The following is a 23487-nucleotide window of genomic DNA, read 5'->3' as shown; positions in this document are numbered from 1 at the left end:
AAGATGCGAGAAACCGACGAGATCCTTGCCGTACTGACCCCGCTCCGGCGCTACGCCCGGTCGCTTACCCGCGACGAGGCGGAAGCCGAGGATCTGGTGCAGGAGGCGCTCTTGCGCGCGCATGAGCGGCGGGCGAGCTTCCGGCGCGGCAAGGGGCTGCGGGTCTGGCTCATGTCGATCCTGCACAACAGCTTCATCGACGGCCTGCGCAGCCGCCGCGCGCGCGAACGGCGCGAGGCCGCGGTGATGGAGGCGGCACCCGCGTCTCATCCCGCGCCGCAGGAAAGCGCGGTGCGGCTGGCGCAGATCCGCGAGGCCTTTGCGCAGCTGCCGCAAGAGCAACGCGCCGCCCTGCATCTCGTGGCGATCGAGGGGCTTTCCTACAACGAGGCAGCGCTCGTTCTGGGCGTTCCGCAGGGCACGCTCATGTCGCGCATCGCCCGGGCGCGGGCGGCGCTGCGAGAGTTCGAGGATGGCACGGGAGCGGCGCGCCAGCCGCTCCGGGTGGTGGGAGGACGCGATGCGGACGATGCATGATCCGGTGACCGAGCTCGACCTGATGGCCTATGTCGATGACCAGCTCGACCCCTGGCGGCGCGTGGCGGTCGAGGCTCATCTTGCCGCCGATCCGGCGGCCGCGGCGCGGGTGATGGCCGACCTGCGGGCGCGCGACGAGTTGCGCCTGGCCTTTGCCGATCCGCTGCCGCACGAGGCGCCCGAGACGCGAGCCGCCGCACGAAAGCTGGCCCGCGGGCTGGGCCTTGACCGGCTGCTGGTGCGGCTGGCGCCGATGGCGGCGGTCCTGGTGCTCGGCGGCCTGATCGGGGCCGGCGCCGCTGGCCTCGGTCCGCTGCGCGTGTCGCATGTGGTGGCGTCCGAGCCGCCGCCCGCTTTCATCCAGACCGCCCTCGAGGCGCATGAGGCCGGCCGGCTGCGTCTGTCGATGCTGTCCCAGCCCGCGGCAACGCGCCTCGACGCGGCCGAGATCCGCGCCAAGACCGGGATCCTGCTGCCCGGCCTGCCCGCCGACTGGCAGGTGCAGGACGTGCAGATCTTCCCGTCGCCGCAGGGCCCGAGCGTCGAGATGGCGCTCGAGACGCCGGGGCTGGGGCGGCTGTCGCTCTTTGCGGTGCGGCCCGGCAGCTTCCGGGTCGCGCTGCCCGACGCAACCCAGGCCGGCGGCCGCGATGTCGCCTGGTTCCAGATCGGCGAGGTGGCCCATGTCCTCGTGGCAGAGGCCGCCCCGCCCGACGCGCTGCGCGAGGCGGCCGACGGCCTCTCGCGCACACTTTACTGACCTCAACTTCCAGCAGTGACGGAGATCCGACCGATGAATCCTGCCCCCCGTGGCCGCAGCGCCGGCTTTGCGCCGAGCGCCTACTACGACGAGGGCCTGCGCGCCCACATGCTGCGCATCTACAACTACATGGGCCTCGGGCTCGCACTGACCGGCCTCGTGGCCGTGATCGTCGCGGCCACGCCCGCCATCTATGTGCCGATCTTCTCGACCCCGCTGAAATGGGTCGTGATGCTGGCGCCGTTGGCCTTCGTGCTGTTTCTGTCCTTCCGCATCGAGGCCATCTCGGCCGGCACCGCGCAGATGCTCTTCTGGGCCTTCTGCGGCGTGATGGGCCTGTCGCTCGCCTCGATCTTCCTGGTCTTCACCGGCACCTCGATCGCGCGCGCCTTCTTTGGCGCGGCGGCCATGTTCGCCGGCATGAGCCTTTACGGCTACACCACCAAGCGCGACCTGAGCCAGTTCGGCAGCTTCCTGATGATGGGCCTGATCGGCGTCATCATCGCGAGCGTCATCAACCTCTTCCTCGGCTCGTCCGCGCTGCAGTTCGCGATCTCGATCATCGGCATCCTGGTGTTCGTGGGCCTGACCGCCTGGGACACCCAGTCGATCAAGCTGCAATACGCCGAGCACCACGACTCCGAGACATCGCAGAAGCTTGCCGTCATGGGGGCGCTGTCGCTCTACCTGAACTTCATCAACATCTTCCAGCTCCTGCTCTCGCTTACGGGCGAGCGCGAGTAACCTTGCCAGTCACAGAGGGATCACATGGACCATAACGACCGTCAGGCCATCGAAGGGCTGTTCCACAAGCTCGCCACCGTCGAGCAATCGGCCCCGGCACGGGACGCCGAGGCGGAGGCCTTCATCTCGCAGCGGATCAACCGCCAGCCGGGCGCGCCCTACTTCATGGCGCAGACCATCGTGGTGCAGGAACAGGCGCTCGAGCAGGCCCAGGCCCGGATCGAGCAGCTCGAGGCGCAGGTTCGGCAGGGAGGGGGTGCCCAGCAGGGCGGCTTCTTCGGCAAGCTCTTCGGCGGCCCCTCGGCGCCGGCCGCGCCGCGGCGGCCGGTGGCTCCGCCCGCGCAGGCCGCAGGCGGCGGCTTCCTCGCCGGTGCCGCGCAGACCGCGATGGGCGTGGCCGGTGGCATGATGCTGGCCAACGCGATCGGCGGCATGTTCGCCGGTGAGGCCGAGGCCGGTGAGTTGCCCGCCGAGGATCCGGGCTTCGACGAGGGCGGCTTCGACGACTTCGAACTCTGAGCGTCCTGAAATGATCAGGGACGCGGCCGGTCTCCCGGCCGCGCCCCTTTTTCTTGCCCGATCGGCCCTCAGTGGGCCAGCGCACCCGCCGCGCCGAGACCCGTCTCGGAGCGCACGAACTGCGCCGGATAGCCCGCGCGGTCGAGCCGTGCCCGCTCGGAGCGGTCGGTGACCGAGAAGAACCAGATCCCCGAGAAGGCCGCCGTCATCGAGAACAGCGCATATTGCTCCCACGGGAAGATCGCGGTCTCGAAGCCCAGCACCTTGACCCAGACCGTCGGCCCCAGCACCACGCAGGCCACGGCCGAGACCAGACCCATCAGGCCGCCGATGAAGGCGCCGCGCGTGGTCATGTCCTTCCAGAAGATCGACAGGAACAGCACGGGGAAGTTCACCGAGGCCGCCAGACCAAAGGCAAGGCTGACCATGAAGGCGATGTTCTGGTTCTCGAACACGAGGCCGAGGCCGATCGCCAGGACGCCCAGGACGAGCGTGGCGATCCGCGAGACCATCATTTCGGTCTTGTCCGACGCCGCGCCCTTCTTGATCACGCGGGCATAGAGGTCATGGCTGACCGCCGAGGCGCCCGACAGGGCAAGGCCCGAGACCACGGCGAGGATCGTCGCGAAGGCCACCGCCGAGATGAAGCCGAGGAACACGTCGCCCCCCACCTCTTCCGACAGATGGATCGCCGCCATGTTGCCGCCGCCCACCAGCGCACCGGCCGCGTCGAGGTAGTCGGGGTTGGTCCCGACAAGCGTGATCGCGAGGAAGCCGATCGTCACCGCCAGCATGAAGAAGTAGCCGATGAAGCCGGTGGCGTAGAAGACCGATTTCCGCGCTTCCTTCGCATCCGGCACGGTGAAGAACCGCATCAGGATGTGGGGCAGACCGGCCGGGCCGCACATCAGCGCCAACGCGAGCGAAATGGCGGTGATCGGATCCGAGATCGAGCTGGAGGGCGCGAGGATCGCCTCGTGCGCCGCGTGGTTGTCCACCGCCGCCTGCATCATCACCTCGGGGTCGAAGCCGAAGTGGCTGAGGCCCAGCAGAACCAGCAGCGTGCACCCCGACAGCAGCAGCACGGCCTTGATGATCTGCACCCAGGTCGTGGCCAGCATCCCCCCGAAGGTGACGTAGAGCATCATCAGCACGCCCACGAGGATCACGGCGTAGGAATATTCCAGGCCGAACAGCAGCTGGATCAGCTTGCCCGCCCCCACCATCTGCGCGATCAGGTAGAAGATGACCACCGTCAGGGCGCCGAAGGCCGAAAGGGTGCGGATGCGCGTCTGCTCGAGCCGGAACGAGGCCACGTCGGCGAAGGTGAAGCGGCCAAGGTTGCGCAGCCGCTCGGCGATCATGAACAGGATCAGCGGCCAGCCGACCGTCCAGCCGACGGTGTAGAAGACGCCGTCCACGCCCTTGCCGAACACCATCCCCGAGACGCCGAGGAAGGCCGCGGCCGACATGTAGTCGCCCGCGATGGCCAGACCGTTCTGAAAGCCGGTGATCCCGCCGCCCGCGGTGTAGAAGTCCGAGGCCGACTTGGTGCGCCGCGCCGCCCAGGCCGTAAGGACGAGGGTAGCCGCGACAAAGAACAGGAACATGGAGATGGCGATGAGGTTGACCGAGCTCTTGGTCACGTCGCCCTCGATGGCACCGCCCGCGGCGAGGCCGGTTCCGGCGATGGCCACAAGCGCCGCCGCCGACAGGAAGAAGATACGGATCATGCGGCGCTCCCGCGGATGGCCTCACGCGCGAGCCGGTCGAACTGGCCGTTGGCGCGGGCGGTATAGATGCCGGTCATCGCAAAGGCGAAGGCCTGGATGCAGAAGCCGGCGACAAGCCCGACGCACCAGGCCGAGGTGCCGAAGACGGGCATCGCGAACAGCTCGGGCCGGAACACGGCCACCACGACGAAACATGCATAGACGGCCAGCACGATGATCGACAAGGTGATGGCAAAGCGGTTGCGGCGGGCGACCAGCTGCGTGAAGCGCGGATCCGCCAGGATCTTTTCGTGAATCGGAACCATGAACTCCTCCTCGGTGCCTGGGCGCGCAATATTCGTTTGCCAGCGACATTCAAAGCGAAACTTTTGCTCTTGCAGCATCAGATGCCGCACCTGCGGCATAATGCGGCAGACACAATGCGGCGAGCGGAACCGGTCCTTGCCGCCGCAGCGTTGACACCCGGGCGGCGCGCCGGACTGTTGGCGCCGCCAGGCCCCGCCCTGCACATTCTTCGGAGGAGCCCGGATGCGAGCCATCCCCCGTTCGCTCGCCCTGATCCTCGCGCTGTTCCCCCTGCCCTCGCAGGCCGAGCGCCCCGTGCAGGACCCGCTTGCCGGTGCGGGGAACCTTGCTCGTGTGCTTGCCATGGCCGGCGAGCAGCAGGCGGTCGCCATGCTCGCCTCCGCCATCGAGGAGTCGCGCCGGCAGGCGCTGGCCGAAGGCACGGCTCCGATCCCCGAGGCGATCCGGCAACGGCTCGTCGGCCATGTTCCGGCCATCGACCTCGAGATGGTGCGCTGGCGCGTGGGGGGCGGGACCGAGTTCTCGCTCCAGCGCAACGCGATCCTGCATGGCAATGCCTCGGCCATCACTCTGGGCGAGGTGGTGGTCTTCGCCGATGAGGGGGACGCGCTTGCCAATGCCTCGCTCTGGGCGCACGAACTGCGGCATGTGGGCCAGTATCGGGAATGGGGAGTGGCCGGATTTGCGCGCCGCTACCTGCGGGATGATGCGGCCGTCGAGGCCGATGCCGTGGCCTTCGCCGCGGCGCTTGCCAACCGGCCGCCGCCCCTCCTGCCCGAGAGCGCCACGCGGCCCCCGCCTCGGGCGCCGCGGTAAGGCTCAGGCCAGCGGCAGGAGGAAGAGCCCGCCCAGCAGCAGCAGGTAAAGCCCGAGGATCAGGCCGAAGATCCGCCGCGCCTGGGGCGTCTCGTCGAGCCGCAGGTAGGAGGCTAGGATCGTGCGCGCCTTGAGCCATGTCAGGCGGAGCATCCCTGCCCCGCCGACGGCCATCATCGCCGCACCCGTGTCACCGGGGGCGGAATATTCGGCGAAGGCGGCCGAGAGACCGGAGAGGACAAGCAGCAGGATCCAGGCGCGCAACAGGGTCATGGTTCACCTCAGCAGATAGACGACGGGCAGGATCAGGACCCAGACCAGATCCACCATGTGCCAGAAGGCGGCCGCCATCTCGACACCCGCGGGCCAGCACCGCCAGCCCACGACGGCAAAGAGCAGGATCCCCGCCGCCACATGGGCCGCATGAAAGCCCGTCAGGAGATAGTAGAAGGTGAAGAAGGCATGGCTTTCGGTCGAGATGCCGGCAGAGGCCAGATCGCGGAACTCCGATCCCTTGACAATCAGGAACACCAGCCCCAGAGCGGCCGCGCCGGCCAGCAGCAGGCGGACCCGCGCAACACGGCCCTCGAACGCCGCCCGCGTGGCCAGGGCCGCAAGCAGGCCCGAGGTGACCAGAACCAGCGTGTTCAGCCCCGCCGCGCCGCGGTGAAGCAGGTCCTGCGCCGCGGCAAAGCCGGCCGGATCGCTCAGGCGGACCGCCATCATGGCCGCAAGCCCCGCGCCGAAGACGAGCAGCTCCGAGACGATGAGGATCCACATCATCAGATCGCCCGGAAGGGGCGGCGCTTCGGCCTCGGGTGGCGGCGCCACCAGCGTCTGATCCTGCATCCTGACCTCTCGTTCCGGCTGCGTCCTTCCTGCCATGGCGCGCAGCGATCCTCGTTGCGGAGGCGCAAGGAAGTGCGCCCGGCCCGACGGGCCGGCTGTTGCCTGCGCAGCCCGCGTGCTACCTGATGCGTTCCAACGGGACGGAGACAGATGCGGATACTCGTCGTCGAAGATGACGCGGTGCTCTCGGACGGGCTGCGGGCGGGGCTCAGGATCGCCGGCTTCAGCCCCGAGACGGTCGCCAGTCTCGAGGATGCACGCGCAGCCCTTCTTGCGGGCCGGTTCGATGCGATGGTGCTGGATCTCATGCTGCCCGACGGCTCGGGGCTGGACCTTCTGGTCGAGGTGCGATCGGCCGGGCTTGCGGTTCCGGTGCTTGTGCTGACCGCGCGGGACCGGCTCGACGACAGGGTGCGCGGGCTCGACCTCGGGGCCGACGACTACCTCGGCAAGCCGTTCGAGCTGGAGGAGCTGGCCGCGCGCCTCCGGGCCCTCGGCCGACGCCCCGCCGCGCTGTCCGAGACCCGGCCCGAGTGGAACGGCGTCACGCTCGATCTCGCGGCCCTCGTGGCCAGCCGGGCGGATGGGCCGGTCCCCCTTTCGCCGAGGGAATTCTCGGTGCTGCGCGCGCTGATGGACCGACCGCGCGCCATCCTCAGCAAGGCCCAGCTCGAGGAACAGCTCTACGGCTGGCAGGAAGAGATCGAGAGCAACGCGGTCGAGGTCCACATCCACAAGCTGCGCTCGAAGCTTGGCCATGATTTCATCGAGACGGTGCGCGGCGTGGGCTATCGGCTGGCGGAGGCCCGATGAGATCGCTGCGGGGGCGGCTTTTCCTGATCCTCATGACCGCCACCGGCGCGGTCTGGCTCTCGGCCGCGGTCTGGATCCATGTCTCGACCCGTGCCGAACTGAACCGGGCGCTCGACAACCGGCTTGCCGAGGCCGCCCGGATGGTGGGCAGTCTGGTCGTGCGTGACGGGGTGCCGCTCGATGCCGCGATGAGCATGGCCGCGCCCGCCCTTCCCGGCGAGGACCGCCACGGCTATGCGCGGCAGCTCTCGTGCCAGGTCTGGGGCCTTGACGGGACGCGGGTGGCGGCCTCGGCGCAGGCCCCGCGCGAGGCGCTGTCGGTCGCATCCCAGGGCATCAGCGAGCGGGAGGTCGAGGGGATCATCTGGCGCGTCTATACGCATGTTGACGAGGAGCGTGGCCTCCGCGTGATGGTGGGCGACAGCCTGCAGGTCCGCAAGCGGCTGGCCAACGACATGCTGCTGGGGCTGATGTGGCCCGCCGCCGTGGTGCTGCCCCTGCTTGCCGCCGCCATCTGGCTCAGTCTGCGGGGCGGTCTGGCCCCGCTTCACCGGATGGCCAGAGACCTGTCACGCCGCACCGCCGAGGATCTCGCACCGCTCGATGCCCCTGCCCCGCCCGAGCTGGCGCCCATCGTGGCGGCGCTCAACGGGCTCTTCCGGCGCGTGAGGGCCGCGCGCCAGCATGAACAGGACTTTACCGCCTATGCCGCGCATGAACTGAAGACCCCGCTCGCCGGGCTGAAGATGCAGGCCGAAGTGGCGCAGCGTGCGCCCGATGAAGCGACGCGCGCTCATGCGCTGGCGCAGATCCGCAGCGCGGTGGACCGGTCCGACCGGCTGGTGCGGCAACTGCTCGACATGGCGGCCCTGGATCAGGGGGCACCGCAGGGCGCCCCACGAAGCCTCGGCCGCATCGGAGCCGAGGTGCTGGAGATGACGGCCCCTGCCGCGGTCGCGCAGGACGTGCGGCTCGGCTTCGACTGCGCGGAGGAGCTGGCAGGTCGGCTGCAACCAGATCCCGGACTTCTCGTGGTGGCGCTGCGCAACCTCGTCGAGAATGCCCTTCAGGCCAGTGCCGCGGAGGGGCGCGTCGATCTCCTGTTTCGTCTGTCCGGCGGGGGCTGGCGGGCCGAGATCCGGGACGAGGGCCATGGCATTCCACCCGCGGCCCGTGCGCGGATCACGGAACGCTTCTATCGGGTCGCCACCGCGCGGGGCGAGGGCAGCGGCCTTGGTCTGGCCATCGTCGAGACTGCGGCCGCGCGGCTTGGCGCAACCCTCACCCTCGAACCCCGCCAGCCACAGGGTGAAACCGCCATCCTGTCCTTCCCGAGCCTGCCGCCCCCCTCGGTGGGCACCTGAACTTCAGATTGCGTCCGGCGCGGCGGCCTCCCGCCCGGGGGGATTACCCCTAGTCCGAAAGATCTCGTAAACCTCTCTGATGGATGATCCCCCCGACGGCGACAAGGGTCTATTCCGGCAAGACGCGACGTTCGCGATCCGGCCCTGCGCAGAAGGTGCGAGAAGCATGAAGGTTACGATTAGAAGCAAGCTGGTCATGGCCTTCGCCGTGGTCTTCGTCATGTCCGGCCTGGCGGTCGCCATTTCCCTCTTTCATCTCCAGCGCCTCGACGCACGGATGACCCAGGTGATCAATGAGCATGTCCACCAGGTCGTCCTCGCGCAGCGGCTGAGCATCGGCCAGTATCGCGTGATGGCCAGCATCCGGGCACACATGCTCGACCGCGACGCCGATTCGGCCTTCCGCATCGAGACGAGCGTGCAGGAAGGGCGGATGGTCCAGCGCCGCGCGCTGCGCGAATTGCGCGACAGCGCCGTGGACGAGACCAGCCGCGAGATCGTCGTGCGCTACAACGACCTGCGCAAGCAGATCCAGCGCATCAACAACCGCGCCATGATCTTCTCGCTCGGCGGCAACCCGGAGGGTGCGGCAGCCTACCTGCGCGAGAACGGGGCCAGCGATCTCGAAGGTTCGCTCGAAACGCTCTCCGAGGAACTGGTGGCGCACAAGCTCGCGATCCTGGACCGGGTGAAGGCCGAATCGGAGAGCGACGTGCGCGGCATGTTCGCGCTCGTGCTGCTGATCGCGGCCATGGCGGGCCTTCTGGGTTCGGCCGCCGCGCTGTGGATCACCCTCTCGATCGGCCGCGGACTGAGGCGGGCGCTGGCCCTGACACAGCGGGTCGCGCAGGGTGACCTGTCGCAGGGCGAGGAAGTCCGCGGCCGCGACGAGATCGCCGACCTTCTCGGGGCCAGCAACAGCATGCTTCTGAAGCTGCGCGAGGTGGTGGAGGAAGTGGCCGGCACCGCACGCGACGTGGCCGCCGCAAGCGGCCGGATGGCGTCGGCCTCGGGCCAGCTGAAATCCGGCACCGAAGAGCAGGCTGCGGCCACGGTCGAAGCCTCGGCCGCGGTCGAGCAGATGGTGGGCAACATCACCCAGTCCGAGGAAAACGCGGGCATGACGGCCCGTATCGCCAGCAGTTCCACCGATGATGCCCGCCGCTGCGGCGAGGCGGTTGCGGACGCCGTGCGCTCGATGCAGGACATCGCCGAGCGGATCGGGATCGTCCGCGAGATTGCCCGCCAGACGGATCTTCTCGCCCTCAACGCCGCCGTCGAGGCCGCGCGGGCCGGCGAGCAGGGTCGCGGCTTCGCGGTCGTGGCCGCCGAGGTGCGCCGCCTTGCCGAACGCAGCGCCGAAGCGGCGGCCGAGATCTCGACGCTCTCGGCAGATACCGCGCGCGCCGCGGCCGGCGCCGGCGAGATGATCGACCGGCTGGTTCCCGAGATCGAGCGCACCTCCAACCTCGTGACGGACATCTCGGTGGCCTCGCGCGAGCTGTCGGAAGGGGCGCGGCAGGTCTCGCTCTCGATCGACGCGCTGGACCGGGTGACGCAGCAGACCGAGGCCGCGTCGCGCCTGCTGGATGAGGATGCCGACGAACTCGCCACGCGGGCGCGCCGCCTGTTGACAAGCGTCAACTACTTCCGCACCGGCACCGAGGCGCTGCCCGGGGAAGACGATCTGGCCCCTGCCCCGCAGCCGCTGAGGGCGGTGGCCTGAACTGGCAGAACCAAGGACCTGCCGTCCTCCCGATCAGGATCGGGGAACGGCAGGCCGCATGCGCAAGCCCGGAGCCGGCACCCTGCCCCTTCAGGAGACCGACCCACCCTGCACGGCCACGGCCATCCGAACGGACTCCTAGCGACGCAGCCGCAGGGCCTTGGTCTCGGCCCGGCGCGCCATGTAGATGGCCACCGCCAATCCTGCGATCAGCGCGAGGATGACGGGCGGAGCGGCCGTGGCCGCCATCAGCCCGAGAAAGACCGCCAGCGCGATCAGGAGCGCGACGAGAAGTTGCATCAGGATCAGCATGAGGTTCTATCCTTTCCCGCTGCCCGCAGCCGTGCGTTCACCATTCGGCCCGGCGGCGGATCTGTCATTGTCCGGCATCAAGCCGGTTCTCCCTTCCTTTTCGACCCGCGCCACCCCTGGAGCAACCAGAGTTGACTGCGGCCGACCGTCGCCGCCCCGCATGCGGAAAGCCTGACCGTGCTCGCGCGGATTGCCGCCAGAGACCGGTTAGCCGTCTTGCGCGGGGAACCCTGGCCGGCTCGACCCTGTTCTTGCGAGGGAGGAGCCGGAATGACCAAGTCGAACGACGAGATCTGGGACGAGTGGCAGCAGCTCGTGAACATGACGCCGCTGGAGCTGGAACGCTGGCTCGAGACAGGGGAAAGCCGGAGTGTGGGAGACAGCGAAGGCGGCGGGGAGAGCACCGGCCACCGCTCGGGTCGCCGCATCGTGGAGATCAAGCACAAGCGCAAGTCCGAGCTTTCGCAAGAGGACTGGAGCCACATGGGCCGTGTCGTGGGCTACATCCGACGGCACAAGGCGCAGGGCGGCCCCGCGGAGGACAAGGACCATTCGCGCTGGCGCTACTCGCTGATGAACTGGGGCCATGACCCGCTGAAGTGATCCGGCCTCATCGAGGCGGAAACCGTCGGGATCGAGCCGGCGCTCCTGCGAACCTGATCGGTGACCTCACGAGGCCCGCGCACACGTCAGCTTTGTGCGGTGTCCGAGCGGAGCGCCGCCACCAGTTCCGCCACCCGGGCGGCGTTGTCGGGCGCCGGTTGGCCGTCGGACTGCAGCAGGTTGTTCTCGAAGCCGATCCGCATCTTGCCCCCCATACGGTGCGCGGCGACAAGGCACTCCGTCTCACGCGGGCCGAAGGCGCAGACCGCCCAGTCGGCCGCCGGAAGGGCCTGAAGCAGCGCCGCGGCCGGCAGATCGAGATCGGCGGGCACGGAAACCTGTCCCGGAGTGTAGCGGCCCAGCACGAGCAGGACCGCCAGCCCCTCGCGCGGGATCGTGCCCTCGTCCACCGCAGCCACAAGGCGGGCGATGTCCTCGAGATCATAGAGGATGTGCTGCACATGGCATCCCGCCTCGGCGCAGAAGGCGAAGAAGCGGCGCGTCACATCGGCGTCGGGCTCGGCCGCAATCTCGCGGAACGCGATCGAGACGAGGCGCGGGAGCAGCCGTTCGACCAGCGCGCGCTGCTCGGCCGGGGAATAGATGCCCACGGCCTCCGTCGTCACCTGCACCGGAAATCCGGGGGTCTTCCGGTCAAGCTCGGCCAGAAGCTCGGCGTAGAGACCGGCGTCCAGAACATGCCGTCCCTCGGCGTCGCGCACATGGGCGTGCAGACCGTCCGCCCCTGCCGCCCGACCGGCGAGTGCGGCGGACACGATCTCGGGGATCGTGACGGGCAGCGCCGGATGGTCGGCCTTCGTGAGCCGCGCCCCGTTCGGCGCCAGCATGATGCGGGGCAGACCTGCCGATGCTGGGTCGGGACTCATGCCGCGAGCGCCCGGTCGATGGCGAGGGTGAGCTTTTCGACCAGTTCCTCGATCTCGGCGTCCGATATGATGAAGGGCGGAGCGAGAAGAATGTGGTCGCCCCGCACCCCGTCGATGGTGCCCCCCATCGGGTAGCAGATGAGGCCGGCGTCAAAGGCCTCGGCCTTGACCCGGGCATGAAGCTTCAGCGCCGGGTCGAAGGGGGCCTTGCTGTCGCGGTCGGCAACCAGTTCGACGCCGCGGAAGAGACCGCGGCCCCGGATGTCGCCGACATGCGGATGCTGGCCGAGCCGCTCGTGCAGGAGGGCGTCGAGCCGCCCCCCCTGCACGCGGACGGCCGACAGCAGGCCGCGCGCCTCGATCTCGTCCAGCACCGCGTTGGCCGCCGCCGCCGCCATCGCATGCCCCATGTAGGTGTGGCCGTGCTGGAAGAAGCCCGAGCCGTCGGCGATGGCCTGATAGATCCGGCCCTGCACCAGCAGCGCCCCGATCGGCTGGTAGCCCGCGCCCAGCCCCTTGGCGATGGTGATCATGTCGGGCGCAACGCCGTCCTCGGCACAGGCGAAGAGATGGCCGGTGCGACCCATGCCGCACATGACCTCGTCGAGGATCAGCAGAACCCCGTGCCGGTCGCAGATCTCTCGGATGCGCCGGAGATATCCCGGCACCGCGGGCACGGCGCCGGCGGTGGCGCCCACCACCGGCTCGGCCACGAAGGCCATGACGGTCTCGGGGCCGAGGCGCCGGATCTCGGCCTCCAGCTCGTCGGCCACGCGCAGACCGTAGGCCTCGGCGCTCTCGCCCTCGGCCCGCCCGCGGTATTCGTAGCAGGGCGAGATGTGCGAGGTCTCGACCAGAAGGGGCGCGAACTGGGCCCGGCGCCACTCGTTGCCGCCTGCGGCCAGCGCGCCCAGCGTGTTGCCGTGATAGCTCTGCCGCCGTGCGATGACGCGGTGCCGCTGCGGCTGGCCGCGCTCGGTGAAATACTGCCGTGCAAGCTTGAGGGCCGCCTCGACAGCCTCGGAGCCGCCCGAGACCAGATAGACCCGCTCGATCCCTTCGGGCGCGGCGGCGGCGAGGCGGTCGGCCAGCCGCTCGGCCGGCTCGGAGGTGAAGAAGCCGGTATGGGCGAAGGCCATCCGGTCAAGCTGGTCGTGCAGCGCCGCCCGCACCCGCGCGTTGGAATGGCCGAGGCAGGAGACCGCCGCCCCGCCCGACCCGTCGAGGTAGCGCCTCCCCTCGGCATCGACGAGGTAGCAGCCGTCGCCGGCCACGGCCGTGGGAAGGCTGCCCCGGGTGGAGCGGCCGAAGACATGTCCGGGCATGGGTCAGTTCCTTACGACATAGACGGACTGGCGGGCGTGCCGCACCACGCGCGCGGCATTCGGCCCGAGGAGATAGTCGCTGAGTTCGGGGCGATGGGCGCCGATCACGATGAGGTCGGCGCCGAGCTTGCCGGCCGCGCGCAGGATCTCGTCATAGACGGTTCCGTGCAGGACGTGGGGGTGGACATCCACCTCGTCGGGCACCGCCTCGGCCACCCAGGCGGCAAGCGCCTTTCCGAGCGCCTTGAGCGCCTCCTGCTCGTAGCCCTGCCGGAAGAAGCCCGACACCTGCGCATAGCCGTAGTCCGGCAGGACCGAGACGATGTGCAGGCTTCCTCCCGCTTCGAGAAGCTTCAGCGCCTCGGCCAGCGCCGCGGTGTTGGCGGGCGGATTTCCCAGATCGACGGGCAGCAGGATGGTCCGTGCCATGATCTTCTCCTCGATGCGCGCTCAGAACGCGGGCTTGGTCTGCCGCCGCCGCTGGAGGGCCACGACGAGCCCCAGAAGCAGCAGCGCCGGAATGTAGAAGAGCTGCTTCGGCGGACGGTCCGCCGGGCTCTGCAGCGCGGTCACCTCGACCCGCTCGGCCCCGTAGAAGTCGAAGCCCTGCAGCCGCTGCTGGTAGTCGGTGCCGAACATCGGCTCGTCCATGTAGAGCCGGCCCTCCTCGGGCAGCAGAAACAGGCCTGCGGCCTCGGCCCGGCCCGTCTCGGGTGCCTCTTCCGCGATCGTGTGGACCACCGTCAGGCGCGTGGGCCGGCCGGTGGTGAAGTCGGGGCCGGACACTACGAAACGCACCGTCTCGCCCGGCTCGGCGGCATCGAAGGCCTGCGCCAGTTCGGTCGGGGGGCGTTCCTCGAAGCGGGGCATGATCCGGTCAAGCCAGAAGCCGGGCACGAAGAGGGTGAAGGCCACGAGGAGGAGCGCCGCGCTCTCCCACAGGCGCGAGGGCGAGAGGAAATAGCCCTGCGTCGCCGCCGCGAAGAGCAACATGGCGATGGTGGCCACGACGAAGATCCCGGCGGCCTGAAGCAGTCCGGCCCAGGTGCCGAGATCGACCCCGTAGAGGATGAGCGTGGGATTGTAGATGAAGAGGAACGGCAGCGCCGCCGTCCGCAGCGAATAGAAGAAGGCGGTAAAGCCGGTCTTGATCGGATCGCCGCCCGAGACCGCCGCGGCGGCAAAGCTGGCGAGGCCCACGGGCGGGGTCACGTCGGCCATGATCCCGAAGTAGAAGACGAACAGGTGCGCCGCGATCAGCGGCACGATGAGCCCCTCCTGCGCGCCCAGCGTCACGACGACCGAGGCCATCAGCGAGGAGACCACGATGTAGTTGGCCGTCGTGGGCAGCCCCATGCCGAGGACCAGCGAGAACAGGCCCACCAGCAGCAGCATGATGAAGAGGTGGCCGCCCGAGAGCATCTCGACGAGGCCGGCCAGCTCGGTTCCGATCGGGGTCTTGGTGACGGTCGCCACAATGATGCCGGCCGCGGCGGTGGCAACACCTATGCCGATCATGTTGCGCGCTCCGGCGATCATCCCCTCGATCAGGTCGCCGAACCCCGCCCGGAGCGCCTGCACCGTGTTCTCGCCCCGGAACAGCGCCTTGAGCGGCCGCTGGGTCACGATGATGAAGAGCATGACGGCCACGGCGTAGAAGGCCGACTTGCCCGGCGACTGCATCTCGATCATCAGGAACCAGACGAGGACGAGGATCGGCAGCAGGTAGTGCAGCCCCGTCGGAAAGACTTCGGCCACGGTCGGCAGCCGGATCTGGCGCGCGTTCGGATCATCGAGAGCCAGATCGGGCCGGCGGGCCGAGGTGCGCACCATGAGCACATAGGCCAGACCAAGCACCGCCAGCACCACCCAGTCCGAGATGCCGGGCGCCGCGCCGCGCAGGGCCTGGATGGCCCAGACGAGGCCCGTGAAGGCGAGGCCGGTCACCACGAAGCCGGCCGCGATCCGGGCAAACATCCGCCCGAGGTTGGCTGCGGGCCCAAGGGCCGGCATGTCCCGCTTCAGCGCCTCGAGATGCACGATATAGACCAGCGCGATGTAGGAGATCACCGCCGGGATGAAGGCGTGCTTGATGACTTCCACATAGGAGATGCCGACGAACTCGACCATCAGGAAGGCCGCCGCGCCCATGACCGGCGGCATGATCTGGCCGTTGACCGACGAGGCCACCTCGACCGCGCCCGCCTTCTCGGACGAGAAGCCCACGCGCTTCATCAGCGGGATGGTGAAGGTGCCCGTCGTCACCACGTTGGCGATCGACGAGCCGGAGATGAGGCCGGTCATGGCCGAGCCGACCACCGCGGCCTTGGCAGGCCCGCCCCTGAGCGCGCCGAGCCCCGCAAAGGCCAGCTGGATGAAGTAGTTGCCGGCGCCTGCCTTGTCGAGCAGCGCGCCGAACAGCACGAAAAGGAAGACGAAGGCTGTCGAGACCCCCAGCGGGATGCCGAAGACGCCGTTCGTGTCGAGCCATTGCGCGTTGACGATGGCGGTAAAGGAGAGGCCGGAGTGGGCGATGATGTCGGGGATGAGCCATCCCTGCCCCATCCAGGCGTAGAGGAGAAAGATCGCCCCCACGATGGTCAGGGCGGGCCCGAGGGCCCGGCGAGATGCCTCGAGCAAGAGCACGATGCCGACGGCGCCCACGATGATCTGCGTCTGGGTGGGCAGACCCGCCCGCGCCGTCGCCGCCAGGTCGCGGGAATAGAGGAAGACATAGAAGGCGCAGCCCGCCCCCGCGATGGCCAGCACCCAGTCGAGGATGGGCACCCTGTCACGGGGCGAGGACTTGAGCGCGGGATAGGCGAGGAACGCCAGCAGCATCGCAAAGGCAAGATGCACCGGCCGGGTCTGGGACGAGTTCAGCACCGGCAGATACTGCCCGAACCACAGTTGCGGTTGCGCGATCCAGAGCTGGAACAGCGACCACAGGAATGCGGTAGTGGCAATGAGGATCGCCACGATCCGGTTCGAGGGGTTTCGGCCTCCGCTGTCGGTGCTCGCGACGAGATCCTGAAGCTCCTCGTCGGTGAAGCTGCGGCCACTCTTCTGCTGGCTCTCGTCGGTCATGCGTCCCTCCTGCGCGAAAGGCCGCCGCAGCCCTGGCATGCGACGGCCCGGTGATCCGGGGCCCTCAGGCCCGCGGGATCATTGGATGAGGCCCGCCTCGCGGAAGTACTTCTCGGCGCCCGGATGGAGGGGGGCAGAGAGACCGTCGCTGACCATCTCGGCCGGATCAAGCTCGGCAAAGGCCGGATGGAGGCCGCGGAACTGCTCGATGTCCGAGAAGACCGCCTTGACCAGCGCATAGACCACATCGTCCGGCGTATTGGCCGAGGTGATGAGCGTGGCGCCGACACCGAAGGTCTGCACGTCCTCGGCATTGCCACGATACATCCCGCCGGGGATCGTGGCCTTGCGGTAGTAGGGGTGCTCTTCCACGAGCTTGTCCACCGCCTCGCCCGCCACGTTCACCAGGACCGCCTCGCAGGCCGTCGTGGCTTCCTGGATCGAGCCCGAGGGGTGACCCACGGTGTAGACCATCGCGTCGATGTTGTTGTCGCACAGCGCCTGGCTCTGCTCGCCCGCCTGCAGCTCGGAGGTCAGGGTGAAGTCGCCCATCGTCCAGCCCAGCTCACCCATCAGCACTTCCATCGTGTCGCGCTGCCCCGAACCGGGGTTGCCGACGTTGACGCGCTTGCCCTTGAGATCCTCGAAGTTGGCAACACCGGCATCGGCGCGGGCCACCACGGTGAAGGGCTCGGGGTGCAGCGAGAAGACCGACCGCAGCTCGGGATAGGCCCCCTGCTCGGCAAAGGTGCCCTCGCCCTCGAGGGCCTTGAACTGCACGTCGGACTGCGCCACGCCGAACTCGAGTTCGCCCGAGCGGACGGCGTTGACGTTGTAGACCGAGCCGCCCGTGCTCTCGACCGCGCAGCGGATCCCGTGCTCGGCGCGCGTGCGCGACATCATCCGGCAGATCGCGCCGCCCGTCGGATAATAGACGCCGGTCACGGCACCCGTTCCGATCGAAATGAAATTCTCCTGGGCGAGGGCCGGCGCCGCCAGTATGGCGAGCGCCCCCGCAAGGGCACCGGCCAGAGCAGGTTTCCCTGTTCTCATCTTGTTTTCCTCCTGTTGGTCTTGGCCTCGATGGGGTAATGCAATCGTGATATTTCCCGGCGAAGGACAATGCAAATGAATTGTCCTGCCGGGAGGTTTGCCTGGCAACGCTTGTGGGCGGACAGGGAGGCAGGGCGCGAACGCATGCAGCAGGAGACCGAGATCCGGCAGGCGCTGGCGCGCGTGGCATCGGGCGACGCGCCCATCCTCCGCGGCTTTGCGCTCTGGCTGCTCGACAACCTCGCGGCGGTGGCCTTCAACTCGATCCGCAGCCTGGCGGCGCAGGCGGGCACCAATCCCAACACGGTCACCCGCCTCGCGCGCGAACTGGGCTACGACGGCTACGACAGTTTTCGCGCGGCCGTGCGCGAGGTGGTGCAGCGACGCAACAGCCGCTACGGGGAACGGGCGCAGGCGCTGCGCCACCGCTCGGGCGCGGACATCTGGGAAGAGGCGCTGGCCGCGAACCTCGTCAATGTCGAGGCCCTGTTCTCGGCCGAGGGGACGGAGCTGCTCGAGAGTTGCGTCGAACCCCTCCTGCTCGCGCGGCGCGTTCATACGATCGGCGTGCGGAGTTGCTTCGGCATCGCGCACTATTTCTCGTATGTCGGCGCGCGGGCCTTCTCGAACTTCATCGAGGTGCCGGTGACGCCGGGCGCGCTGCTCGATCAGGTCTCGGCCGCCACGTCCGAGGACATCGTGGTGGCGATCAGCTACGAGCATTATTCGGCCGAGGTGGTGCGGGCCTGCCATGTGGCGCGGGGCTGTGGCGCGCGGGTGCTGGCCCTGACCGACAGTCACTCCTCGCCGCTGGCGCAGGACGCCTGGAAGGTGGTGCGGCTGCCCATGTCAGGGCCTCAGATCATGCCCTCGCTGACCTCCGCCTTCATCGCTGTCGAGTTGCTTCTGTCGGCGATGGCGGCGCGTTCCCCCGATGCCGCGGCCCGCCTGCTTGCCTTCGAGGGACGCATGGAAAGGTTCGGCGGCTATATTCCCGGCCGCTGAACGGCGGCGCAGGTTTCGCGGCGATACCTGCCCCGTGGGGTCACGACCGCCGCTGCCGAGTCGCCTCTTCGATCTTGCGATCCGTCTTGTACTGGCTGAGCGCATAGACGGACCAGATCGCCGCGGGCAGCCAGCCGATCAAGGTCAGTTGCAGGATCAGGCAGATGATGCCCGCGAAGGGACGGCCGATCGTGAAGAACTGGAGCCACGGAAGCAGGATGGCCAGGATGAGGCGCATGGTGATGTCCTTGTGTCTGGGCACCTTATGTAGGAAGGCCGAGGTCTGTTTCCACCCCGCCACGCATCGCCGCCCACGCGGTTTCGCGGCGAAACAGGCAGGGACTTTTGCATCGTTCGGAGTAGTGCGCAAAATCCGCGAAAAATGGCGGTAAAAATCGCAACCTTTGGAACGGCAACGTCTTTCTGCCCCTGCATGCCGCGCTCGGAAGCCCCACGATTGCCGTAGCTCAGGCAGGAAGACCGTTCAGCAGAGTGTGCAATCTGGCGCCTGGCTTGTCCACTGCTCTTCTGAACGGTCTGCGGGGGTCACCGCTACCGAAGTTTCGCCGGCGAAACCTTGCCGGACGCGAGGATCTTGCGCAACTCCAGCGCAAGGCGCTGTGCGAGGCCCTCGTCCACCTCTTCGCCCTCGACCCTGAGAAGGAAGCCCCGCCCGTCCGCCGGACGCTCCACCTGCACCGCTGCAGCCAAAGGAACCTGTTTACGGGCTGGCCGCCCCCCGCGCGACGGATCGGGAGCCGTGCCCTCGGCGGCCTTCACCAGCGGCTCAAGGAGAGCCCATTCCGTCTCGGGATCCTGCCCCCGCCCCGTGGCCAGCGCCTCGCGCAATGCGCCGGCATAGCCGAGGCGCAGCGCATGGGCGAGCCTCAGGCCCGGCCGCTCGCCCAGCGTCGGCGCGAAGGCCAGCAGATCGCCGAGTTCCTCATGAACCAGTGCGAAACTGCGGATCTTCGACCGCTTTGCCTTGGAGGCAGAGCCGAACAGCACGTCCACCGCCTCTTCCACAGAGTCGAACGCGCCCTGCCCCGCCGCCAGAGCCGCAATTCGGCCGCGCTCGTAGGGTGAGAGATCGGCGCGGATCTCGTTCTCTTCGACCATCGCAACGTAGGCCGCGGACACATCGGCCGGCCGGCGGACGAGGGCGCGGATCCGGCCATAGGTTTCGTCGCCGGTGTCGGCATGAAGCGACCGCATGGCCCAGAGGCGCCGCCAGCCCGAGATGAGCCCGTAACGCTCCCCCTGCCCCTCCGGCCGCTCGAAGACCTCGACCGGCAGTCGCAGACCGTGCGTGCGGATCGACGACCGCAGCTCATCCATCTCCTCGCCGTCGATCTTCAGCCGGTCGCGTGTCAGGTCATCCGCGCGGATCTCGGACAAAGGGATCTCGAGCAGAAGGAGCCCTTCGGCCTCGGCGCGGCGCAGCCTCGAGGCGTCCGCGCTGTCCTTGGCCGCCGCGGCGCGCTCGGCCGCGGGCAGGGGCGCCGCAAGCGCCGCGGCGTCGGCGGCAACCTGCGCGATCGGCGGCCGGGTGCTGGCGGGGGTTTCGCGGGCGAAACCTGTCTCAAGCTCCTGAAGCTCTTCGGCCGAAGGCGCCTCAAGCCGTCTGCGCTTCGCCATTCTTCGCCTCCTTCTGCTCCATTGCCTGATCGCGCCACCAGGATCCGATCAGGATCTCCTTGAACTCCGCGTAGGTCCGGTCGAACGTTTCGCGGCCGCGCACGTAGGTTTCGCGGTTGAAGTCCCGGTAGTCGGCCTCGTAGATCCCGTTCACCTGCTCGCCCGCCTGGCCCACAAGCGCGGTGAAGTCCTGACGGTAGGCGTTCATGAAGTCGCCGAAGTAGGCCTGGACCACATTGGCGAGGTCGGTCTGCTGGTTCGCATCGAACCGGGTGATGAGCGCGCGCACCACGTCCCACTCGAACTTCATCTCGGGCAGACCCGCAGCCCGGCGGGCCGCGTTCTCACCGTCCTCGATCGAGGCGAAGGTCGAATAGAGCATGTCGAAGAAGCGCCCGGTGGAGTCGAATTCAAGGAAGGAGGCGCCCAGAGGCACCAGCAGGATGTCCGCTGCCGCGAGGGCATTGATCGTAAGGTACCCAAGTGCAGGAGGGGTATCGAGCAGAATGACATCGTAGTCACGCAACAGGCCCTCGCGGTCCAGGAAACCCGTCAGAGCGTCCCACAAGGGCCAGCGGCGAAGCATCATCCTCCAGACGGGCACCTGGAACTCGGCCCAGTAGAGGTTCAGCTGCGCGCCGATCAGGTCGATGTTGGGCCAGTGGGTCTTCTGCACCACGTCGGAGGCGGTGATCTTCAGCGCCTCGGTCAACGTCTCGTCGAGGGGCAGGGGGGCTTCGCCCTTGGCCTCGCGGACCTCGTTCTCCTCCTGCACATGAAGCGCATAGTCCTTGGCCAGAAGCGGGAAGACCGTCTGCCACTCATCGGCGACCTTTCCTCCCATGATCGAGGTCATCGAGCCTTGGGAATCCAGGTCGATCACGAGCACCCGGTAGCCGTCGAGGGCTGCCGACATGGCGAGATGCGCCGCCGTCGAGGTCTTGCCGACGCCTCCCTTGAAGTTCGCGACGGCCACCACCTTGGCCGGCAGGCCCTTCGGTCGGTAGGGGCGATACTCCTTCTTCGCCGCGCCTTCCTCGGCGAAGAAGTTTCGCAGCGCGATCACCTCTTCCAGCGTGAACCACTTGGCTCCGCCCTCGCCTTCGCCTTGCGGAAGGTCAGGATTGTTGCGCAGCACCCTGCGCAGGTGCGACGATGCCACGGGAATCAGATAGCGGCAGATCTCCCAGGTCGAAAACTTGCGCAGCCGTTTCTTGCCGTCAGGCGCATATCCCTTGCGCGCGAGGTCATCTCTGCCGCGCGCGCAGAAGGCGGCGGCTTTGGCGAATCGTGTGGTGTCCACCGGCTTGCCCAGCTTCGACGCGGCGTTCGCCGGATCGAGGTTGAAGTAAGGCGGCAACGGGAGGTCCGTCTTGCGGTTCATGTGCGGCTCTCTGCTCGATGTCTCGTGTTTGGTTGCCTGTTGCCGAAACTATGGCACATCACGCGCGGGGCGGGAACCTGCTTCGGACGCGGGCCACGACGAGGAGGTTTCGCGGGCGAAACCGGGCCTCAGGCTCCTTTCCTTAGACAGAAAATGGACGTCAAAGCTTGTCTGTTCTTTCAGAACTTGAGAGTCTTTGCCTCAGCGGAATTGTTCATTATCAGGCGGTTACAGCCAAAGAGGTACCTGTTTTCAGGTCCTGCGGTACCCGGATGCAGGACGGAAGGAACCCGTTCTCGGGTGCCGGGGTATCCGATTCCGGGCTCGGACGGACCCGTATGCGGTTCAGATTCGCGATGATTCGGTGCTTCAGGGGGGCGAAGGCCATGAAGGGAGCCAGATGAGGGCACATCGCGACCCACCCATCCCGTAGATTGGTGCCTTGACCGCCGTTCCGGGCTCCGAAAGGGACCCGTTTGCAGGAGCCGAGGCTCGCTCCCAATGGTACCTTGCGCCGGCTTGAGGCGGGGTTCCTTTTCCGGCATGATAGGGTCCGAGCAGAATGAGGCAGGGCATGGCGCAGAAGACCGCTGGCCGGGGCAGGGCGACCGATCGCGCCCTCATGGAGATCCCGCGAGAGGCGCTGACCGGCGCGTTGCGCCGCGAGTCGGTGAAGAAGAACGTGGCGGCGATCCATGTGTCGGGAAAGCTCACGCTTCTGCAGCGCAAGCTGTCGAACGTCCTTCTGCTGAACGCCTACGATCATCTGATCACGCGGCCCAAGCATTCGATCGATGCGCGCACGCTCTGCCTGATGATCGGCTACAACTCGAACGATATGGAGACGCTGAAGGCCTCGTTGCGCAGCCTCGCCGAGACGGTCGCCGAGTGGGACATGCTCGACCAGAAGGGCCGGCAGGAGTGGGGTGTCTCGTCCCTGCTCTCCTATGCGAAACTTTCCGGCGGCGTCTGCGAATATGCCTATTCGCCCGCCCTGGCCGAGAAGCTGCACGATCCGAAGGTGTTCGCTCTCATCAACCTGAACATCCAGCGCAGGTTCACCTCGGGCCACGCGCTCGCGCTTTACGAGAACTGCTTCCGTTTCGTGCGCACCGGATCGACGGGCTGGTGGCCGGTCGACATCTTCCGGCGGCTGATGGGCGTGGACGACAGCGCCTATTACGAGAACTTCAAGCAACTGAACGCCAAGATCATCAAGCCCGCAGTCGCCGAGGTGAACAAGAGCTCGAACATCATCGTCACGCCCGAGTTTCGGAAGATGGCGCGCGCGGTCACCGACATACGGTTCCTGATCAAGGAGAATCCGCAGCTTGCCATGTTCTCGATCGACGATGGCGAGGCCGTGCGCAGCTCGCGCACCTACCAGCGGCTGATCGAGGTGGGCGTCGGAGACCGGCTCGCCAGGCAGTGGATTGCGGAACATGGGGAAGCCCATGTGGCAGAGAAGCTCGATTATGTGGCGGGGCAGGGCAGGGTGGCCAGCCCCGTCCGTTATCTGTCGGCGGCCCTGAGGGATGATTACGCGGTTCCCTCGGCGCCCGAACCTTCTCCGCAGGCGGTCGAGGCGCTCGCGCGCCGGAAGGTGGCCGAGGATGAGCAGGCGCGGGCCGATGCCCTGCGCGAAGCAGCCATCGCCGCCGAGCGGAGGGAACGGGCCGAGCGGATGGCGAGGGTGCGGGCGGTGGCCGAGTCGCGCAATCCGACTCAGCGTGATGCGGACCGCCGGCTCTTCCTGCGGCGCCTCGAAGGCGAGCTCGAGCGCGAGGATTTTGCCAGGCACGGTTGGGGATCCGCCCTCAACGCGCGTGCGATCTTTGCCTTCTGGGAGGAGCTGGAACCGGGGATCTTCGACGATCTCGCTGCCTGAGGAACGGTGGGGCAGGGGGCGGAGACAGCCGCATATTCGAGGCCAATCTCAATATTTTTCAATGGGTTCCACGAAAAATCGTAGCTTCTCTCACTTTTCCTCTTGCGGGTTTTTTTGCGGTTCCCTAGATAGCGCCTC

General features: G+C 68.0%; 24 protein-coding genes. 11 read left to right on the top strand and 13 right to left on the bottom strand.

Annotated features, from left to right (window positions below):
- The first annotated feature begins 3 nt into the window (after window positions 1–3).
- Genes FG154_RS06915 through FG154_RS06900 form a run of 4 tightly spaced genes read left to right on the top strand, consistent with a single transcriptional unit; the run spans window position 4 to window position 2560 of the window.
- On the top strand, window positions 4–537 hold the full coding sequence (locus FG154_RS06915) for a sigma-70 family RNA polymerase sigma factor (protein WP_145105832.1): 534 nt from the start codon (window positions 4–6) through the stop codon (window positions 535–537).
- Entirely contained in the window at window positions 521–1297 is a 777-nt protein-coding gene (locus tag FG154_RS06910) for a zf-HC2 domain-containing protein (RefSeq protein WP_145105829.1), read from the top strand. The genes FG154_RS06915 and FG154_RS06910 overlap by 17 nt, the downstream gene beginning before the upstream one ends.
- 33 nt (window positions 1298–1330) lie before the next feature.
- Window positions 1331–2041: a Bax inhibitor-1/YccA family protein gene (locus FG154_RS06905; RefSeq protein ID WP_145105826.1), complete on the top strand. Its 711-nt coding sequence runs from the start codon at window positions 1331–1333 to the stop codon at window positions 2039–2041.
- A gap of 24 nt (window positions 2042–2065) precedes the next feature.
- A complete protein-coding gene (locus FG154_RS06900; protein ID WP_145105823.1) occupies window positions 2066–2560 on the top strand; it encodes a DUF2076 domain-containing protein in 495 nt (164 codons plus the stop codon).
- Window positions 2561–2628: 68 nt separating this feature from the next.
- Here the strand turns inward: FG154_RS06900 and FG154_RS06895 are convergent, their stop codons facing one another.
- On the bottom strand, window positions 2629–4293 hold the full coding sequence (locus FG154_RS06895) for a cation acetate symporter (RefSeq protein WP_145105820.1): 1665 nt from the start codon (window positions 4291–4293) through the stop codon (window positions 2629–2631).
- On the bottom strand, window positions 4290–4598 hold the full coding sequence (locus tag FG154_RS06890) for a DUF485 domain-containing protein (RefSeq protein WP_246100149.1): 309 nt from the start codon (window positions 4596–4598) through the stop codon (window positions 4290–4292). The genes FG154_RS06895 and FG154_RS06890 overlap by 4 nt, the downstream gene beginning before the upstream one ends.
- A gap of 223 nt (window positions 4599–4821) precedes the next feature.
- Here FG154_RS06890 and FG154_RS06885 point away from each other — a divergent pair, with 223 nt between their 5' ends.
- Complete coding sequence (locus FG154_RS06885; protein WP_145105818.1) at window positions 4822–5415, top strand: eCIS core domain-containing protein; 594 nt, start codon at window positions 4822–4824, stop codon at window positions 5413–5415.
- 3 nt (window positions 5416–5418) lie between these two features.
- Here the strand turns inward: FG154_RS06885 and FG154_RS06880 are convergent, their stop codons facing one another.
- The gene (locus FG154_RS06880; RefSeq protein ID WP_145105815.1) at window positions 5419–5688 is read right to left on the bottom strand and encodes a hypothetical protein; all 270 of its coding nucleotides are present in this window, start codon (window positions 5686–5688) and stop codon (window positions 5419–5421) included.
- Between the two features lie 3 nt (window positions 5689–5691).
- Window positions 5692–6264 (bottom strand): cytochrome c oxidase subunit 3, encoded by a 573-nt coding sequence (locus FG154_RS06875; protein WP_145105812.1) that lies wholly within the window; start codon window positions 6262–6264, stop codon window positions 5692–5694.
- Window positions 6265–6414: 150 nt separating this feature from the next.
- Here FG154_RS06875 and FG154_RS06870 point away from each other — a divergent pair, with 150 nt between their 5' ends.
- The 3 genes from FG154_RS06870 (at window position 6415) to FG154_RS06860 (ending at window position 10167) form a co-directional block, all read left to right on the top strand.
- A complete protein-coding gene (locus FG154_RS06870) occupies window positions 6415–7077 on the top strand; it encodes a response regulator (protein ID WP_145105809.1) in 663 nt (220 codons plus the stop codon).
- Window positions 7074–8441 (top strand): ATP-binding protein, encoded by a 1368-nt coding sequence (locus tag FG154_RS06865; protein WP_145105806.1) that lies wholly within the window; start codon window positions 7074–7076, stop codon window positions 8439–8441. Before FG154_RS06870 ends, FG154_RS06865 begins: the two co-directional genes overlap by 4 nt.
- A gap of 166 nt (window positions 8442–8607) precedes the next feature.
- A complete protein-coding gene (locus tag FG154_RS06860; protein ID WP_145105803.1) occupies window positions 8608–10167 on the top strand; it encodes a methyl-accepting chemotaxis protein in 1560 nt (519 codons plus the stop codon).
- Window positions 10168–10305: 138 nt separating this feature from the next.
- Here FG154_RS06860 and FG154_RS21025 read toward each other — a convergent pair whose 3' ends face one another.
- Entirely contained in the window at window positions 10306–10479 is a 174-nt protein-coding gene (locus FG154_RS21025; RefSeq protein ID WP_186312305.1) for a hypothetical protein, read from the bottom strand.
- 270 nt (window positions 10480–10749) lie between these two features.
- Here FG154_RS21025 and FG154_RS06855 point away from each other — a divergent pair, with 270 nt between their 5' ends.
- The gene (locus FG154_RS06855) at window positions 10750–11082 is read left to right on the top strand and encodes a DUF3140 domain-containing protein (RefSeq protein WP_145105800.1); all 333 of its coding nucleotides are present in this window, start codon (window positions 10750–10752) and stop codon (window positions 11080–11082) included.
- 86 nt (window positions 11083–11168) lie between these two features.
- On the opposite strand, the gene FG154_RS06850 is transcribed toward FG154_RS06855, so the two are convergent.
- From FG154_RS06850 to FG154_RS06830, 5 genes are all read right to left on the bottom strand, one after another.
- On the bottom strand, window positions 11169–11969 hold the full coding sequence (locus FG154_RS06850) for a 3-keto-5-aminohexanoate cleavage protein (RefSeq protein ID WP_145105797.1): 801 nt from the start codon (window positions 11967–11969) through the stop codon (window positions 11169–11171).
- Window positions 11966–13294: an aspartate aminotransferase family protein gene (locus FG154_RS06845; protein ID WP_145105794.1), complete on the bottom strand. Its 1329-nt coding sequence runs from the start codon at window positions 13292–13294 to the stop codon at window positions 11966–11968. Before FG154_RS06845 ends, FG154_RS06850 begins: the two co-directional genes overlap by 4 nt.
- A gap of 3 nt (window positions 13295–13297) precedes the next feature.
- Complete coding sequence (locus tag FG154_RS06840; protein ID WP_145105791.1) at window positions 13298–13723, bottom strand: universal stress protein; 426 nt, start codon at window positions 13721–13723, stop codon at window positions 13298–13300.
- A 21-nt stretch (window positions 13724–13744) separates the two neighbouring features.
- Complete coding sequence (locus tag FG154_RS06835) at window positions 13745–16381, bottom strand: TRAP transporter permease (protein ID WP_145105789.1); 2637 nt, start codon at window positions 16379–16381, stop codon at window positions 13745–13747.
- Between the two features lie 78 nt (window positions 16382–16459).
- Window positions 16460–17434, bottom strand: a complete 975-nt coding sequence (locus FG154_RS06830; RefSeq protein ID WP_145105786.1) for a TAXI family TRAP transporter solute-binding subunit — start codon at window positions 17432–17434, stop codon at window positions 16460–16462.
- A gap of 144 nt (window positions 17435–17578) precedes the next feature.
- On the opposite strand from FG154_RS06830, the gene FG154_RS06825 reads away from it, so the two are divergent.
- Entirely contained in the window at window positions 17579–18439 is an 861-nt protein-coding gene (locus tag FG154_RS06825; protein WP_145105783.1) for a MurR/RpiR family transcriptional regulator, read from the top strand.
- A gap of 40 nt (window positions 18440–18479) precedes the next feature.
- Here the strand turns inward: FG154_RS06825 and FG154_RS06820 are convergent, their stop codons facing one another.
- The 3 genes from FG154_RS06820 to FG154_RS06810 all read right to left on the bottom strand — a co-directional run bounded on the left by FG154_RS06820 (window position 18480) and on the right by FG154_RS06810 (window position 21461).
- Entirely contained in the window at window positions 18480–18677 is a 198-nt protein-coding gene (locus FG154_RS06820) for a YqaE/Pmp3 family membrane protein (RefSeq protein WP_011910602.1), read from the bottom strand.
- 314 nt (window positions 18678–18991) lie between these two features.
- Window positions 18992–20077, bottom strand: a complete 1086-nt coding sequence (locus FG154_RS06815) for a ParB/RepB/Spo0J family partition protein (protein WP_145105780.1) — start codon at window positions 20075–20077, stop codon at window positions 18992–18994.
- Window positions 20055–21461, bottom strand: a complete 1407-nt coding sequence (locus FG154_RS06810) for an AAA family ATPase (protein ID WP_011910604.1) — start codon at window positions 21459–21461, stop codon at window positions 20055–20057. The genes FG154_RS06815 and FG154_RS06810 overlap by 23 nt, the downstream gene beginning before the upstream one ends.
- A 574-nt stretch (window positions 21462–22035) precedes the next feature.
- Between FG154_RS06810 and FG154_RS06805 the strand changes: the two genes are divergently transcribed.
- Window positions 22036–23349: a replication initiation protein gene (locus tag FG154_RS06805; RefSeq protein WP_145105777.1), complete on the top strand. Its 1314-nt coding sequence runs from the start codon at window positions 22036–22038 to the stop codon at window positions 23347–23349.
- Window positions 23350–23487 lie beyond the last annotated feature (138 nt).

Source organism: Cereibacter sediminicola, from assembly GCF_007668225.1.
GTDB classification, from domain to species: domain Bacteria; phylum Pseudomonadota; class Alphaproteobacteria; order Rhodobacterales; family Rhodobacteraceae; genus Cereibacter_A; species Cereibacter_A azotoformans.
This window is presented reverse-complemented; position numbering and strand designations above follow the sequence as displayed.

What these genes read in the sequence shown, in the direction of transcription:
- FG154_RS06915 (WP_145105832.1), top strand. Translation starts at nt 4, where the DNA reads ATGCGAGAAACCGACGAGATCCTTGCCGTACTGACCCCGCTCCGGCGC.
- FG154_RS06910 (WP_145105829.1), top strand. Translation starts at nt 521, where the DNA reads ATGCGGACGATGCATGATCCGGTGACCGAGCTCGACCTGATGGCCTAT.
- FG154_RS06905 (WP_145105826.1), top strand. Translation starts at nt 1,331, where the DNA reads ATGAATCCTGCCCCCCGTGGCCGCAGCGCCGGCTTTGCGCCGAGCGCC.
- FG154_RS06900 (WP_145105823.1), top strand. Translation starts at nt 2,066, where the DNA reads ATGGACCATAACGACCGTCAGGCCATCGAAGGGCTGTTCCACAAGCTC.
- FG154_RS06895 (WP_145105820.1), bottom strand. Translation starts at nt 4,293, where the DNA reads ATGATCCGTATCTTCTTCCTGTCGGCGGCGGCGCTTGTGGCCATCGCC.
- FG154_RS06890 (WP_246100149.1), bottom strand. Translation starts at nt 4,598, where the DNA reads ATGGTTCCGATTCACGAAAAGATCCTGGCGGATCCGCGCTTCACGCAG.
- FG154_RS06885 (WP_145105818.1), top strand. Translation starts at nt 4,822, where the DNA reads ATGCGAGCCATCCCCCGTTCGCTCGCCCTGATCCTCGCGCTGTTCCCC.
- FG154_RS06880 (WP_145105815.1), bottom strand. Translation starts at nt 5,688, where the DNA reads ATGACCCTGTTGCGCGCCTGGATCCTGCTGCTTGTCCTCTCCGGTCTC.
- FG154_RS06875 (WP_145105812.1), bottom strand. Translation starts at nt 6,264, where the DNA reads ATGCAGGATCAGACGCTGGTGGCGCCGCCACCCGAGGCCGAAGCGCCG.
- FG154_RS06870 (WP_145105809.1), top strand. Translation starts at nt 6,415, where the DNA reads ATGCGGATACTCGTCGTCGAAGATGACGCGGTGCTCTCGGACGGGCTG.
- FG154_RS06865 (WP_145105806.1), top strand. Translation starts at nt 7,074, where the DNA reads ATGAGATCGCTGCGGGGGCGGCTTTTCCTGATCCTCATGACCGCCACC.
- FG154_RS06860 (WP_145105803.1), top strand. Translation starts at nt 8,608, where the DNA reads ATGAAGGTTACGATTAGAAGCAAGCTGGTCATGGCCTTCGCCGTGGTC.
- FG154_RS21025 (WP_186312305.1), bottom strand. Translation starts at nt 10,479, where the DNA reads ATGCTGATCCTGATGCAACTTCTCGTCGCGCTCCTGATCGCGCTGGCG.
- FG154_RS06855 (WP_145105800.1), top strand. Translation starts at nt 10,750, where the DNA reads ATGACCAAGTCGAACGACGAGATCTGGGACGAGTGGCAGCAGCTCGTG.
- FG154_RS06850 (WP_145105797.1), bottom strand. Translation starts at nt 11,969, where the DNA reads ATGAGTCCCGACCCAGCATCGGCAGGTCTGCCCCGCATCATGCTGGCG.
- FG154_RS06845 (WP_145105794.1), bottom strand. Translation starts at nt 13,294, where the DNA reads ATGCCCGGACATGTCTTCGGCCGCTCCACCCGGGGCAGCCTTCCCACG.
- FG154_RS06840 (WP_145105791.1), bottom strand. Translation starts at nt 13,723, where the DNA reads ATGGCACGGACCATCCTGCTGCCCGTCGATCTGGGAAATCCGCCCGCC.
- FG154_RS06835 (WP_145105789.1), bottom strand. Translation starts at nt 16,381, where the DNA reads ATGACCGACGAGAGCCAGCAGAAGAGTGGCCGCAGCTTCACCGACGAG.
- FG154_RS06830 (WP_145105786.1), bottom strand. Translation starts at nt 17,434, where the DNA reads ATGAGAACAGGGAAACCTGCTCTGGCCGGTGCCCTTGCGGGGGCGCTC.
- FG154_RS06825 (WP_145105783.1), top strand. Translation starts at nt 17,579, where the DNA reads ATGCAGCAGGAGACCGAGATCCGGCAGGCGCTGGCGCGCGTGGCATCG.
- FG154_RS06820 (WP_011910602.1), bottom strand. Translation starts at nt 18,677, where the DNA reads ATGCGCCTCATCCTGGCCATCCTGCTTCCGTGGCTCCAGTTCTTCACG.
- FG154_RS06815 (WP_145105780.1), bottom strand. Translation starts at nt 20,077, where the DNA reads ATGGCGAAGCGCAGACGGCTTGAGGCGCCTTCGGCCGAAGAGCTTCAG.
- FG154_RS06810 (WP_011910604.1), bottom strand. Translation starts at nt 21,461, where the DNA reads ATGAACCGCAAGACGGACCTCCCGTTGCCGCCTTACTTCAACCTCGAT.
- FG154_RS06805 (WP_145105777.1), top strand. Translation starts at nt 22,036, where the DNA reads ATGGCGCAGAAGACCGCTGGCCGGGGCAGGGCGACCGATCGCGCCCTC.